Source organism: Ruegeria sp. YTSC325, from assembly GCF_059609525.1.
In genome coordinates, this window is record NZ_JBXWLY010000003.1 from 354,226 (window position 1) to 368,260 (window position 14,035).

General features: G+C 55.8%; 16 protein-coding genes. 5 read left to right on the forward strand and 11 right to left on the reverse strand.

The features are described 5' to 3' along the window. Positions 1 to 19 precede the first annotated feature (19 nt). Together AC2FF7_RS06895 and gluQRS are read left to right on the forward strand one after the other, a co-directional pair. Positions 20 to 634, forward strand: coding sequence for a class I SAM-dependent DNA methyltransferase (locus AC2FF7_RS06895; protein WP_353389689.1), 615 nt, complete (start codon positions 20 to 22; stop codon positions 632 to 634). Continuing rightward, on the forward strand, positions 631 to 1,509 hold the full coding sequence (gene gluQRS / locus AC2FF7_RS06900) for a tRNA glutamyl-Q(34) synthetase GluQRS (RefSeq protein ID WP_480865498.1): 879 nt from the start codon (positions 631 to 633) through the stop codon (positions 1,507 to 1,509). The genes AC2FF7_RS06895 and gluQRS overlap by 4 nt, the downstream gene beginning before the upstream one ends. Here gluQRS and hisI read toward each other — a convergent pair. Further along, positions 1,495 to 1,884 carry a phosphoribosyl-AMP cyclohydrolase gene (gene hisI, locus AC2FF7_RS06905; protein WP_480865497.1) on the reverse strand — a complete coding sequence of 130 codons (390 nt, stop codon included), beginning with the start codon at positions 1,882 to 1,884 and terminating at the stop codon, positions 1,495 to 1,497. The two genes, gluQRS and hisI, sit on opposite strands and share 15 nt — an antisense overlap. 48 nt (positions 1,885 to 1,932) lie before the next feature. Between hisI and AC2FF7_RS06910 the strand changes: the two genes are divergently transcribed. After that, the gene (locus AC2FF7_RS06910) at positions 1,933 to 2,385 is read left to right on the forward strand and encodes an iron-sulfur cluster assembly scaffold protein (RefSeq protein ID WP_480865496.1); all 453 of its coding nucleotides are present in this window, start codon (positions 1,933 to 1,935) and stop codon (positions 2,383 to 2,385) included. A gap of 58 nt (positions 2,386 to 2,443) precedes the next feature. Next, positions 2,444 to 3,082 carry a MarC family protein gene (locus AC2FF7_RS06915; RefSeq protein ID WP_170751151.1) on the forward strand — a complete coding sequence of 213 codons (639 nt, stop codon included), beginning with the start codon at positions 2,444 to 2,446 and terminating at the stop codon, positions 3,080 to 3,082. Between the two features lie 184 nt (positions 3,083 to 3,266). On the opposite strand, the gene AC2FF7_RS06920 is transcribed toward AC2FF7_RS06915, so the two are convergent. The 5 genes from AC2FF7_RS06920 to sciP all read right to left on the reverse strand — a co-directional run bounded on the left by AC2FF7_RS06920 (position 3,267) and on the right by sciP (position 8,921). After that, a complete protein-coding gene (locus AC2FF7_RS06920; protein ID WP_280635687.1) occupies positions 3,267 to 3,389 on the reverse strand; it encodes a hypothetical protein in 123 nt (40 codons plus the stop codon). Between the two features lie 101 nt (positions 3,390 to 3,490). Beyond that, the gene (recG, locus tag AC2FF7_RS06925; RefSeq protein ID WP_496905412.1) at positions 3,491 to 5,581 is read right to left on the reverse strand and encodes an ATP-dependent DNA helicase RecG; all 2,091 of its coding nucleotides are present in this window, start codon (positions 5,579 to 5,581) and stop codon (positions 3,491 to 3,493) included. Continuing rightward, positions 5,578 to 7,704, reverse strand: a complete 2,127-nt coding sequence (gene ligA, locus AC2FF7_RS06930; RefSeq protein ID WP_496905413.1) for an NAD-dependent DNA ligase LigA — start codon at positions 7,702 to 7,704, stop codon at positions 5,578 to 5,580. Before ligA ends, recG begins: the two co-directional genes overlap by 4 nt. A 124-nt stretch (positions 7,705 to 7,828) precedes the next feature. After that, on the reverse strand, positions 7,829 to 8,545 hold the full coding sequence (ctrA, locus tag AC2FF7_RS06935; RefSeq protein WP_170354134.1) for a response regulator transcription factor CtrA: 717 nt from the start codon (positions 8,543 to 8,545) through the stop codon (positions 7,829 to 7,831). A gap of 82 nt (positions 8,546 to 8,627) precedes the next feature. Next, complete coding sequence (gene sciP, locus AC2FF7_RS06940) at positions 8,628 to 8,921, reverse strand: CtrA inhibitor SciP (RefSeq protein WP_496905414.1); 294 nt, start codon at positions 8,919 to 8,921, stop codon at positions 8,628 to 8,630. Positions 8,922 to 9,049: 128 nt separating this feature from the next. On the opposite strand from sciP, the gene mnmA reads away from it, so the two are divergent. Further along, positions 9,050 to 10,195: a tRNA 2-thiouridine(34) synthase MnmA gene (gene mnmA, locus AC2FF7_RS06945; RefSeq protein ID WP_496905415.1), complete on the forward strand. Its 1,146-nt coding sequence runs from the start codon at positions 9,050 to 9,052 to the stop codon at positions 10,193 to 10,195. 3 nt (positions 10,196 to 10,198) lie between these two features. On the opposite strand, the gene AC2FF7_RS06950 is transcribed toward mnmA, so the two are convergent. The 5 genes from AC2FF7_RS06950 to fabZ are packed head-to-tail and all read right to left on the reverse strand — an operon-like array spanning position 10,199 to position 13,987. Further along, a complete protein-coding gene (locus AC2FF7_RS06950; RefSeq protein ID WP_170354131.1) occupies positions 10,199 to 10,774 on the reverse strand; it encodes a hypothetical protein in 576 nt (191 codons plus the stop codon). Between the two features lie 4 nt (positions 10,775 to 10,778). Then, the gene (gene lpxB / locus AC2FF7_RS06955; RefSeq protein ID WP_496849212.1) at positions 10,779 to 11,933 is read right to left on the reverse strand and encodes a lipid-A-disaccharide synthase; all 1,155 of its coding nucleotides are present in this window, start codon (positions 11,931 to 11,933) and stop codon (positions 10,779 to 10,781) included. Then, a complete protein-coding gene (locus AC2FF7_RS06960; protein WP_496905416.1) occupies positions 11,933 to 12,727 on the reverse strand; it encodes an LpxI family protein in 795 nt (264 codons plus the stop codon). Before AC2FF7_RS06960 ends, lpxB begins: the two co-directional genes overlap by 1 nt. Positions 12,728 to 12,731: 4 nt before the next feature. After that, positions 12,732 to 13,517, reverse strand: a complete 786-nt coding sequence (gene lpxA / locus AC2FF7_RS06965; protein WP_209197038.1) for an acyl-ACP--UDP-N-acetylglucosamine O-acyltransferase — start codon at positions 13,515 to 13,517, stop codon at positions 12,732 to 12,734. Continuing rightward, positions 13,514 to 13,987, reverse strand: coding sequence for a 3-hydroxyacyl-ACP dehydratase FabZ (gene fabZ / locus AC2FF7_RS06970; RefSeq protein WP_170354127.1), 474 nt, complete (start codon positions 13,985 to 13,987; stop codon positions 13,514 to 13,516). Before fabZ ends, lpxA begins: the two co-directional genes overlap by 4 nt. Positions 13,988 to 14,035 lie beyond the last annotated feature (48 nt).

A 14,035-nucleotide genomic window follows, 5' to 3' on the forward strand; every position in this document is an offset into this window, starting at 1 on the left:
ACAAGCCTAACATGGTGATATGAGCGATGATTATCTAAAGGACGTCTATGGCCTCGACACGCCCGAGGCCACGCGCGATCACTATCAGAAATGGGCCTCATCCTATGATTCAGAAGTCGAGGCGCACGGGTATGCAACCCCCGGCCGCGTGGCCGAGGCGCTCTGGTCCAAGCTTCCCGAACCTCAGACGCCAATTCTGGATTATGGATGTGGAACTGGCCTGTCTGGCGAGGCCCTGAACGCTGTCGGATTTCAGGTGATTGACGGCATCGACCCAACGCCGAAAATGCTAGAAGGCGCAAAGGCCAAAGGCGTTTACCGAACCCTAAGCACTTTTGATATCGCGGATCCAAACCCGTTGAAAGTCGGAGGCTACAAAGCCATCGCGGCAATCGGTGTAATAAGTGTAGGCGCCGCGCCGCCCGAGACGTTTGATATGCTGATGAATGCTTTGCCCACAGGCGGTCTACTCGCATTCTCCTTTAATGATCATACGCTTGAGGATCACACCTATACATGCCGCCTGAACGATTGGCTTGATATGGGGGCCGCGCGGCTGCTATTGCGCGAATATGGTCCGCACCTTCCTGGAATGGACCTTAAATCCGACGTCTACATTGTTGAAAAAGCGTGACATTCACAACCAGGTTTGCACCTTCTCCGACCGGCCCATTACATCTTGGGCATGCCTATTCGGCACTGCTGGCCAGCGATATGGCTACGGATCAGCAAGGCGTATTCCTGTTGCGGATCGAAGATATCGACCGATCCCGCTCTAGAACGCATTGGGAAGATCAGATTTATGATGATCTTGAGTGGCTTGGATTAAGCTGGCCAAGCCCGGTTCTGCGTCAGAGCGAACGCCTGCACGTATATGAAGCAGCACTTGAGGACCTCTGGTCGCAAGGCCTGCTGTATCCTTGCACATGTAACCGCAGGGATATCGCCGCAGCTGCCAGCGCACCGCAGGAGGGTGCTCCTCTCTTAGGGCCGGACGGGCTTGTCTATCCCGGAACCTGTCGTAACGCAGCCATTCGGACGGGTGCTATGCCGCGAAAGGTTCCTCTGCGATTGGATATGGAACAAGCCGGTCGGGTCGTCCCCCCCGAAATCGAGATGAGTTTCCTGGAAACCGGCTTTGGACCGAACCGTGAAACCGGGCAAATTTCATTCAGCCGGGCAGATTTGGTTAATACGATTGGAGATGTCGTTCTCTCGCGCCGAGATATGGGTACGTCTTATCACCTATCGGTGGTTCTGGATGATGCCGAACAGGGAGTAACGCGGGTCGTGCGTGGGCGCGATCTGTTCGAGGCAACTCGAATCCATATTCTTCTACAAATTCTTCTGGGGCTGCCGCGCCCCTCTTATCACCACCACAGCCTGATCCGCGACGATATCGGTAAAAGACTGGCCAAGCGGGATGATGCCCGCGCTATTTCCAAATACCGGGCTGATGGAGCCAGCCCGGAAGACATTCGTGAGATGGTGGGCCTACACCATCGGTGACATCAGCTCGACCTCGTCACCGTCACGAACTGCAGTGTAAAAACAGCTGCGCCTGTTCGTGTGGCAGGCCGGTCCTGATTGTCGCACGACGACCAGCAGGCAATCCCGATCACAGTCGACGCGAAAATCAACCAACTCCTGCACATGGCCCGAGCTTTCGCCCTTGATCCAGAAGGATTGCCGGGATCGAGACCAATAAGTTACGCGCCCGGAGGACAGCGTTTTTTCAACCGCCTGCATGTTCATCCAGGCCATCATCAACACCTCGCCCGAGTTTTCGTCCTGGGCAATGGCGGGGATTAAACCGGCCTCGTTGTATTTTAAGGTGGAAGGGTCGAAGGCGACTGTTCCTGTCATGGTAAAAACCTTTTGCATCCCGATGGATGCTGACTATGTATGGGGAACAGTCAATGAGGGAAAGCCATGTCCGGCGAAAATGACCTGATCAAGCTCTACTCCGGCCGCATTCTTGCTTTGGCTTCCGATATTCCGCATCTGGATCGGTTGGAAAACCCGGATGCCACAGTGAAAAAACGGTCGCCTTTGTGCGGGTCAACGGTAACGGTTGACGTCAAGCTAGAGAATGGGCGCGTCTCCGAATTCGGGCAGGATGTTAAAGCGTGTGCTTTGGGCCAAGCCTCGGCTGCTGTCGTCGGAGCTGGCGTTATCGGAGCCACACGGGCACAGGTCGAAACTGCGCGCGATCAGTTGTCGGCAATGTTGAAGCAAAACGGCCCTGCCCCAGACTCGCCATTTGATGCCCTTGAGGTTCTGATGCCCGCGCGAGACTATAAGAACCGACATGCCTCGATCTTACTGGCGCTGGATGCCACCGCCGAGGCAATGGAACAGGCCGAACAAGCCAATTGCGCCTAAGCGTAGCGTTTTCTTGTGATCCGGTCTAACTTCCTGTGAAATCAGCGGAGCGACCGATTTGAATAATCTGCTCGAACACTTTGTGACGCTTTGGGTCGTTATTGATCCCATCGGTACTATTCCCGTCTTCATCGCAGTCACCGCCGGGCTCGAGGCCGCGGCTCGGCGCAAAATGGCGCTGCTGGCGTCAGTTATCAGTGCCGGTGTTCTGCTGTTCTTTCTTGTCTTTGGCCAGTTGTTGATTGAGGCGCTGGATATCGGCCTTAATTCCTTCCAAGTGGCCGGAGGGATCATCCTGTTTCTATTCGCACTCACAATGATATTCGGCGAAAGTAAGCAAGACGTTGAACAGAAAGCGGCCGAGGACGACGAGCAGGACAAGTTACATCAGCACAATCCCGCGATATTTCCTCTGGCAGTTCCATCTTTGGCCTCGCCTGGCGCGATGTTGGCTATTGTCATTCTAACCGACAATAACCGCTACAGTGCCGCGGATCAGGGCATCACTGCGCTGGTCATGCTTTCAGTTGTCGCGGTCGCGTTTGTGCTGATGTTGTTGGCCGAGCCTATTATTCGCCTGATCGGACATTCCGGAGCAGCGATAATCAGCCGCGTAATGGGCATGATACTTGCTTCGGTCGCGGTGAATTCCGTCCTGTCGGCGATGTTGGAAATCATGAAAACCGGTCAGCTATAAAAAAGCCGCCGCACCTTCCGGGCGGAAAGGGCGGCGGCAGGCTGTGCGTGTCTCATGTGGGGTCCGGAGGTCCGCGCAGGGCCGAGGCATGGCCCTTCAAGGGAATTAGGACAGGCAGGTCACCCTTGATTCAGATGGGGATGACAGCGCGGGATATTCGGCACGAGATCGCAGGCAGAAAGGGTCAGAACACTGCAGGAAGGTGAAGAGCGACCATCAACATGACCACCAAAGACACCGCACCCACCGCATCTTGCAGTAAAGTTGTGTGCGAGCGGCTTATCGCGGTCTTGATCTGGGTCAGCATGGGTCACCTCCGGTCAGGGTTTTAATCCTTTGTTGACCTTTTGTTCTCATATTTCCCCGAGTCGGTAAAGAACTTTTTGAGAACATTTGCGAACTTTGTTGTTAACCCACTGAAATTAAACGGATCGCTTCATCCTGCTTCATTAACCACAATAGAACGCGAACGGCTTTGCCCCGTTTTGTCGTAAGTTTTGGATCCTTACCCAGTAAATTCCGGGCATCGCTTTGGGCGATCGCCATCAACCCGGCTTGCCGCTCAAGATCGGCAATTCTGAACTTAGGCAGACCAGACTGCGCCGTGCCGATCAGATCACCGGCGCCGCGCATTTGCAGATCGGTCTCGGAGATTCGAAACCCATCTTCTGTCTCGCGCAGTACCTCTAGCCGCTTGCGTCCCCCGTCGCTCAGCGGCGCTTGGTACATCAACAAGCAAGTCGAATCCGCCTCTCCTCGCCCGACTCGACCCCGCAACTGATGTAGCTGGGCGAGTCCAAAAATTTCCGCGCGCTCGATCACCATGATGGAGGCGTTCGGGACATTCACCCCGACTTCGATAACTGTCGTCGCCACAAGAACTTTGGTGTGACCCTCTTGAAAGGTTTTCATCGCGGCGTCTTTTTCGGCAGCGGGCATCTGGCCATGTACCAAACCGACCACATCTTCACCCAATATGGCGCGCAGCCGCTTGAACCTTTCTTCAGCCGCAGTCAGATCTGAGACCTCGGATTCGTCTACCAATGGACAAACCCAATAGCATTGACGACCTTCGTCGATGGCACGGCGCAGATGGCTGACAACTTCCTCCATCCGATCGGTGCTGACGATGGCGGTTTTGATGGGCTTTCGACCCGGTGGTTTTTCGTCAAGAACCGAAACGTCCATGTCGCCATATTGCGCCAAAGCAAGGCTGCGGGGGATAGGGGTGGCCGTCATGACCAATACATCCGCGCCCTTCCCTTTCTCAGACAGTTCCATTCGCTGACGCACCCCAAACCTGTGCTGTTCATCCACAATCGCCAACCGCAGCGCGTTGAACTCTACATCACTTTGAAACACCGCATGTGTACCAACAAGGATATGAATGTTCCCCTGTTGCAGCGCCGCCAACTTGGCGCGCCGCTCAGTCCCTTTGTCGCGTCCGGTCAGGATTTCAAGCACGATACCAGCCTGTTCGGCCAGCGGGCGCAAGCCTTCCAGATGCTGTCGCGCCAAGATTTCAGTCGGTGCCATCATGACACCCTGACCACCGGCTTCGACGGCAACCAACAACGCCATGAACGCCACCAGTGTCTTCCCGGCCCCGACATCGCCTTGCAGCAATCTGTTCATACGCGCATCAGAGGCCATATCGGCCGTGATTTCGTTGATCGCCCGCATCTGCGCACCAGTCGGAGTGTATGGCAGGTTTTGCAGGACCTTGGATTGTAATCGCCCTGTGCCGATGCTCACTATACCGCGGGCCTTGCGTTCGCGTTGCCGTGCCAGTGCCAGCGTTACCTGATGCGCAAACAGCTCATCATAAGCCAGCCTTTGCCGCGCGGGAGCATGCGCGGACACATCGTCGGCCCCGTTCGGTCCATGCGCGGCTGTTATTGCATCGATCCAACTTGGCCACTCCTGCTGTCCCACCTGAGCCGGGTCGATCCACTCGTCCAAAGCGGGAGCGCGGGACAAAGCACTACGGGTCGCCTTGAACGCGACTTTTTGCGTCACGCCTTGCGTCAAATGATACACCGGTTCGAATTCGGGGATGTCACCAGCGCTTTCGATGGGCAGGATATGGTCGGGATGAACCATCTGAGCCATTCCATCAAACAACTCCAACTTACCCGAAATGATCCTGCGCGCCCCCTCTGGAAGCATCTTTTTGAGGTAATCGCCACGTGCATGGAAAAAGACCAACTGGAATTCCGTTTGCGCATCCTCGACATGGATGCGGTAAGCACCGCCCTTGTTGCGCGATGGGCGGTGCACACCAATGGTTACCTCAACCGTCAGTGTAGATGGCAGATCGACACCCTGAATCGTGTTCCTTCTACGCCGGTCGACAACCGCATAAGGCAGCCCGAATAGAACATCGCGCGGAGTTTCGACACCAGATTGCGTGAGATTTTGCGCAATTTTGGGGCCGACGCCGTCTAAAGTTTCCAACCGGGCAAATAGGGGAAACAGAAGTTCAGGACGACCACTCATGCCGAACCAATCAGTTGCAACCAGCCATCTTCATCAAGGGTCTGAATGCCAAGTTCGGCAGCTTTCTGTGCCTTCGATCCGGCTCCTAGTCCCGCCACAAGAATATCGGTCTTTTTACTGACAGACCCAGATACTTTGGCACCCAATGCCTCTGCCCGGGCCTTGGCCTCGGCTCGGGTCATTTTTTCCAATGTCCCTGTGAAAACGACAGTTTTCCCGTCGACGGGGCTTCCACTTGTATCGGGGCGTTTTGCATCCTCAACGTCCAGCTGAGCAACGAGTGAATCAATCGTTTCACGTTCTGCCACTTGCGCGAAAGCCGAGACCAGAGCCCTGGCCATGACCTCACCCACGCCATCAATGGCCAACAGGTCTTCCCACTCAGGCCCGTCAAAGCTGCTGGCTGCCGTGATTGCAACTTCGAACTCATCCCAAGCGCCATAATGGTTCGCCACAAGGTTCGAGGCGGCCTCTCCCATATGTCGGATGCCGAGTGCAAATAGCAGGCGACCAAACGGAATGCGCCGCTTTTCATCAATGGCGTCCCATAGGTTACCGACGCTTTGTGCGCCCCAACCCTTTCTGTTTGCCAGCTTGTTAAGGTTCGCAGAATCCCGCAGTTGCAATGTAAAGATATCGACCGGAGTTTTGATCGGCAGATCCGGGTCATCATAGAACATTTCTATTTGCTTGGCGCCCAACCCCTCGATATCGAACGCCTTGCGAGATACAAAATGTTTCAATTTTTCCACGGCCTGCGCGGGACAAACGATTCCACCTGTGCAGCGCCGGACGGCATCCCCTTCCTCACGCACTGCATCACTGTCGCACTCGGGGCATCGTGTCGGGAAGATGAATTTTTCCGCGCTGGCTGGTCGTTTAGCTATATCAACGTCGGCCACTTTTGGAATGACGTCCCCAGCGCGATAGACCTGAACCCAATCTCCGACGCGAATATCCTTGCCGTCGCGAATTGTCCCGCCTTTGGCATCACGCCCAGCGATATAGTCTTCATTGTGCAAGGTCGCATTGGACACGACCACGCCGCCCACGGTGACCGGATGCAGCCGGGCAACGGGGCTAAGCGCTCCTGTGCGTCCAACCTGAATATCGATAGCCTCTAACCGGGTCCAAGCAAGTTCCGCCGGAAACTTATGCGCAATTGCCCATCTTGGTGTGGTGGATCTGAACCCAAGACGCGCTTGCAGCGAGAGGTCGTTTACCTTGTAGACAACTCCGTCAATGTCGTAGCCTAAAGTCGATCTCTGAGCCTCGATATCGCGATAGTGGTCCAGCATCTGCCGGGTTGTGTCGCATAACGCGGTCAATCGGTTTGTTGAAAAACCGTAAGCGGCCAGTTGCTCAATCGCCGCCATCTGCGTCGTCGCCAAAGGTTGAGATAGATCGCCCCACGCATAAGCAAAAAACCGCAACGGTCGTGCGCGCGTGATCGATGCATCCAACTGCCTGAGAGACCCGGCGGCCGCGTTCCGAGGATTGGCAAAAGTCTTGTCCCCTGCCTCGGACTGCCGTGCATTCAGAGCGTCAAAATCAGCGTGCGACATGTAAACTTCGCCGCGTACCTCCAGAATCTCTGGTGCATTTTTTAGAACATGCGGAATGTCTGCAATAGTACGCGCATTGGCCGTAACATTTTCACCAACCTCGCCGTCGCCACGCGTCGCCGCCTGAACCAATTCCCCATTCTCGTAGCGCAATGATAACGATAACCCGTCGATCTTCGGTTCGGCAGTAAATGCCACGGGTACAGCATCGTCGAGTCCGAGATATTTCCGAATCGAGCGTGTAAAATCAGCGACATCCCCGTCTTCGAAGGCATTTCCAAGGGACATCATGCGAACCGCATGTGTCACCTTTGAGAATCCATCAGCCGGGCGCGCACCGACTTGCTCTGATGGGCTGTCGGAACGTTTTAGATGTGGGAACCTCTGCTCAATGGCAGAGTTTTTTGCTTTGAGCGCGTCGTATTCCGCATCGGAAATATCCGGTGCATCTTCTGCATGATATTTTTGGTTTGCCTGTGCAATCAGCTCTGCCAACCGCGCAAGCTCTGCCTGCGCCTGACCTTCTGTCAGCTCTGAAACCGGAATTGAATTGCTCATGGCCTCGCCCCGTCACGTCTTCTTGGACCTCAGTGATAGGGCGAGGCCATGGTCAGGTCCAGATGTGCTGTTCAGTGAGTGAGCAGGCCGCCACGGACCAAAGCGGCTGTTGTTTTGGAAAAAGTCAGGCCCCGACGGCAAGTCGGCGGTCATCCATACTGTTGCTTTGCGGATCGCGAAGCACATAACCCCTGCCCCAGACGGTTTCGATGTAATTTTCTCCGCCGGTTGCATTGCTCAGCTTTTTGCGGAGTTTGCAGATGAAGACGTCAATAATCTTAAGTTCCGGCTCGTCCATTCCGCCGTACAGATGGTTCAGGAACATCTCCTTGGTTAACGTCGTGCCTTTACGAAGGCTCAGAAGCTCCAGCATTTGGTACTCTTTGCCTGTCAGGTGAACGGTTTGCCCCTCGACCTCTACCGTTTTCGCATCCAGGTTAACGGCGACACGTCCTGTATGGATAACGGATTGCGAATGCCCTTTTGAGCGCCGGATGATCGCGTGGATACGGGCCACCAGTTCTTCCCGATGGAATGGCTTGGTCATATAGTCGTCAGCACCAAATCCGAAGCCTTTGATTTTGCTTTCGGTATCGTCGGCACCCGAGAGGATTAGAATAGGCGTTTCCACCCGCGCAATGCGCAACTGCCGCAAGACTTCATGGCCATTCATGTCCGGTAGGTTCAGGTCCAGCAAAATCAGATCATAATCGTAAAGCTTGGCCAGATCGATCCCCTCTTCGCCCAGATCCGTCGCATAGACATTCAGGTTCGCGTGGGTCAGCATCAACTCGATGCTCTTCGATGTTGTGGGATCATCCTCGACAAGAAGTATACGCATTTACTGCTCCAATTCGGTTCAATTTACCAATTCAAATCAAACCTGCTCAAAAATGGTTAATCTGACGTTACCGTTGAATCATTTATTCACTTTCATCTTTAGGTTGTCGATATTTTTTTAATGCGGTCGCCTTCAAAGCTTCTGTTCCGTGTTCTGCGACCGCGGAAACCCACGAATTGAATTCTTCATCACTAAGCCCATAGCGTTTTTTGGCATCGGCCAAAGTGATCAACCCATAAAGGACGCCACGTACAACAATCACCTTTCGCGACGCCACCCAACGTGTGGTGGTTTCCGGAGGTAGGTCCGATCTGGATAAAACCGTTCCATCCGGCAGGGTTACGGAGCGTGGCCCTTCAACTTTGTGCAAATACATCTTTCCAACCTTTTCTGCTGCGACAAAGCTGACACCACCCTACTTAATGTGCGGTGAAACCGCCCCTTGAGAGTGTGTAGAATTTTCCTATATTCTGCCGGTCTTTCTTAACCCGCACTGGAATCGTCATGGCCCTCGATACCGAGACACCGCTGAACTCGCTTGGCTTTGCCAAACCGCCCTCGGAAACGCGGGTGGTTGTCGCTATGTCAGGTGGCGTGGACAGTTCCGTTGTGGCAGCGCATCTGGCCGATCAGGGCTATGACGTGGTCGGCGTCACCTTGCAGCTCTATGACCATGGCGCGGCCTTGGCCAAGAAAGGCGCCTGCTGTGCGGGTATCGACATCCACGATGCGCGGCGTGTGGCGGAAGAACGTGGCTTTCCCCACTACGTCCTGGACTATGAGAACATCTTCAAGGACGCGGTGATTGACGAATTCGCCGACAGTTATTTGGCCGGTGCCACCCCGGTGCCCTGCATCCGTTGCAATGAGCGGGTGAAGTTTAAGGACCTGCTGGAAACCGCCAAGGACCTTGAAGCCGACTGCATGGCCACCGGTCACTATATTCAGCGCAAGATGGGCCCCAACGGTCCCGAGTTGCACAGCGCCGAGGATGCGAACCGCGATCAGTCCTATTTCCTGTTCTCGACCACACCCGAACAGTTGTCGTTTCTTCGCTTTCCCTTGGGACACTTGCCGTCCAAGGACGCCACACGTGAAATGGCTGCGCAATATGGGCTGGCAGTAGCGGATAAGCCCGACAGTCAGGACATCTGCTTTGTGCCCAACGGCAATTACGCAAGCGTCATCGAAAAGCTGCGCCCGGGTGCGGCTGAACCCGGCGAGATTGTTCATGCCGATGGCCGCGTGTTGGCGCAGCATGACGGTGTGATCCATTATACGATCGGGCAGCGCCGCGGTCTGGGTATTGGTGGTCTGACTGAGCCGCTTTATGTGGTCAAGCTGGACGTGGATAAAAAGCAGGTCGTCGTTGGTCCAAAAGAAATGCTGGCCACCCGCACCATCCCCGTGCGCGAGATCAACTGGCTGGGGGATGAGCCCTTTACCTCGCGCGACGAATGGCACCTAAAGGTCAAAGTCCGCTCAACCCGTCCCTCGCGCGAAGCGATCCTCCGCCCGCTTTCGGACACGACGGCCGAGGTCGAGTTGCTGACCCCCGAAGAAGGTGTCTCGCCGGGGCAAGCCTGTGTGTTTTATGCGTCTGAAGGAAGCCGTATTTTCGGCGGCGGTTGGATCTGGCGTGGGTACTGATTGCTAAAGCACGTCGGTTGGCGTGTTAAGCAAAATATAGAGACCGACCAAGATCATGACATAGGGTGTGATCCTCTCTAGCCGTGCGAAACGTGGCGCAAGGCTTTGAGCATGCGGCGCCCCTATCACGGCGATTGCGGAAACCCCCAAAATGGCGACAACCGCTCCGATCAAGGCAGCAAGTCGAAACGTCGTGGTTGAATCGGCAAGTAACGGGGTCATTGCAGCCAATGTGTCGATGGACAGGCTGAGGAACAGGGCAATAATCGACGAGACGTGGCTGTAATCCTGCGTCTCAGTCGAGCCGTGTAGGGTGAATTGCCGCCAGAGACCGCGCAGGCCCAAAACCAAGGGAATGACGCCCAGATAGCCGATCCACGACAGTATGCCAGTTTGGCTCAGCCCGCTGGCAATGGCGAGCGACACGATCAGAATACCGAGTTGGGCGATGATAAAGCCCATCGCAGCGCGACGGGCGCTGACCACCACGATCAGACCAAGTAATACCGCCAGATTGTCCAGATTGGTCGACACTGTGACCAAAGCCGCGGAAATTGCGAATAGCAGATGCTCTAGCATCGGTTCAGCGCATTCTTTCTAAGACGGCACGGGCAGCGCGCAGGCCGGGTGCCTCGCCGCCTCGCCCAAGCCGGTCCATGGTCAAATCCATCGCATGTTTTTGCGCCTCCGGCGCATTGGCCACGCCTGACAATGCCGACGCAATTTTCTCTGGCTGACACTCGTCCAGCAGGCACTCAGGCACCGTGCGGGTTTCAGACACCAAGTTGACCAGCGTAACCGTGTCAAGTTTCACCATCCGTTCGGCCATTTTCTGCGTCAACCAACTGAGCCGGTAGGCGATAACCATAGGCGTCGCCTGTGCTGCCAGTTCCAACGATACGGTGCCCGACGCGGCCAATGCCAGATCGGCAGCGGCGAAAGCAGCCCGTTTCTGAGAGACCGCCTTGTCCGAAGGTATGTCACGCGGGTCGACAACGACCGGGTTGCCGGGCCAGTTCTGGATATGGGTTTGGACAGTATCAACCATATGCGCCACAGCCGGCACCACGACGCGCGTATCTGGGCGGTCCTGCAAGTACAGGGCCAAAGCCTGACCAAAGACCGGAGCCAGCCGGTCAACCTCACCGCGCCTGGAGCCGGGTAAAGCAAGCACCAGCGGCGAATTTGCTAAATCATAGGCGTTGCGAAACGCCGCGATCTCGTCGTTGGTTGCAACAGGTTCGCTGGCGACAGGGTGCCCGACGAAATCGCACTCCATACCCGCGCGCTTCATATAGGGCGGCTCGAACGGTAACAGCGCCAACACGTGGTCGATCACCTTGGCCATCTTGTCCGCGCGCCCCGGACGCCACGCCCAAACACTGGGGGCCACATAGTGGACCGTGCGGATGTTGCTTTGCGCTTTTACCAACTTGGCGACCCGTAGCGAAAAGTCTGGGCTGTCGATGGTGATCAGAACATCGGGTTTTGTATCCAGAACCGCCTGCGCAGTCTCGGCAATACGGCGTTTCAGATGGAAGAATTTGGGCAGCACTTCGACCAACCCCATCACCGACAGTTCCGACATTGGAAAACGGCTGTCCAAACCCTGCGCTTGCATCAAAGGGCCGCCAACCCCGTCAAACTGTACCTTAGGTTCAAGGGTGCGCAGCCCCTCCATCAAAGCGCCGCCCAAGCGATCGCCCGAGGGTTCACCGGCGACCACGAAAACACGCATCAGATGGTCCGCTCGCGCACGCAAAGGAACAGACCCAACCGGTCACATTCGGCAATGACCTGTTGGCGTCGCAGCACCATCACCCCACCCTTTTCGATGACAATCCCCGCTAAACCGGCGGCGACCGCGTCCGAAACAGTATCCGGCCCAATCGCGGGCAAATCCACACGACGGTCTTGATCGGGTTTTGGGGCCTTGAACAGAACACCCCCGCCTGCATCCGGTCGTTGCGTCAGAGATTGCAGCATCCAGGCTGTGCCGAAAATCCCCTCAACTGCGAGCGCCTGTCCCTTCGAGACAACGCAGGCTTGCCCAATATCCGCAGCGCCCATGGCACGCACAATGCCTGCTGCGCGATCGGCATCGGTTAGGTCCGCCTCTGATGGCCGGGCCTTGGTCAGTGACCCAAGTTCAGGCAGCAGATTGGGGGCTATTTCATGTGCGGCGCGGACCTTGAGGCCCGCCTCCTCGAAGATCCCTATCACGGCGCGCAACGCTCCATCATCGCCAGACATGATGGCCTGCTGCAAAATGGGTACCAAAGGCATGGTTGCAGCATCGATACGGCTGGGATCAATCGCTGGTCGTTGGACCGCGCCAGCCATACAGATTTGCGTTACGCCACGCGCTTTCAAATCTGCAATGAAAGTCCCCAACTGCTCGAGTGGAAAGGTGACGTCGGCATCCAGAACATCAGGGGGAAACCCCTCCATCGCACAGATGACAGGACGTTCAACCAGTTGGGCAACCACCTCGGCGGGCAAAGCCCCTGTTCCCGCGATCAATGCCAGCATCGGTTCATTTCCTCGGGGTTAGGAAGGATCGATCTGATTGCCCGGTTACGAAATCCACGATCCGCTGGACATATTCACTCTCATTTTCGGCACCGACGCGATGCGCGCGCTCCATGAACGTCCCGTCTCCGGTCGACAGCTCTTTGAACGCGGCACGCAGAGCCGAGATATCCTCGCGCGAGACGCCTTTTCGTTTCAGGCCGACCAAATTGAGCCCGTCCAGTTCGCCCCGCGGTGCCTGAACCAAACCGTAGGGAATGACGTCATTTGGCACCATGGTCAGAGCACCAATAATGGCCCCTCGCCCGACCCGCACCCATTGATGCAAGCCCGAGATACCGCCCACGATCACGTCATCCTCGATGATGCAATGTCCGGCGGCTCCTGCGTGGTTCACCATGATGACCCGATTGCCAATCTGCACGTCATGCGCAACATGCACACCGGCCATCAACAGGCAGTCATCGCCGATCCGGGTTACGCCGCCACCGCCCTCGGTTCCCGTGTTCACGGTCACATGTTCACGGATCCGGTTACGTTTCCCAATTTCCAGCCGCGTGTTCTCGCCGCCGAACTTCAGGTCCTGCGGGATCTCTCCAATGACCGAGAAATTGAACACAACGGTCTCATCACCGATAGCTGTGTCGCCTGTGACAACAACATGCGATTTCAATTCAACGCGCTCGCCCAGCTTGGCTTGCGCACCGACATAGCAGAACGGACCGATGATACAGCCTTCACCAATCTGCGCGCCGTCTTCGATAATTGCGCTTGGATGGATGCCGTTCATGTCGTCTTTTCCATGTCCCAGTCTACATAGGCCGAGAATTCAGCTTCGGCGGCCACTTCGCCATCTACAGTCGCGCGACCTGCAAACTTAAAGATCTTCCCGCCCTTTTTGCCCCGCACGGTTTCAACATGCATTTCCAGCACATCGCCTGGAACCACTTTGCGGCGGAATTTGCATTTGTCGATGTTCATGAAGTAGATCAACAGCTCGCTGTCGATCACATCCATACCCACCCCCAGCATTACACCTGCAGTCTGTGCCATCGCTTCAACAATGGTAACGCCGGGCATGATCGGAGTACCGGGAAAGTGACCCTGAAAATGGGGTTCGTTCATTGTGACATTCTTGATCCCAACAGCAGACTGATAGCCGGAAATATCAACGACTTTGTCAACCAGCAAAAACGGATAGCGATGCGGCAAGATCCGTTGGATCAGCTGTATGTCTGCGCTCTTGGTTTCCGTCGTCATCGTATCGTCGTCCCGTACTGGATTGCTGTTTGACGCGTGGTTAGCAAC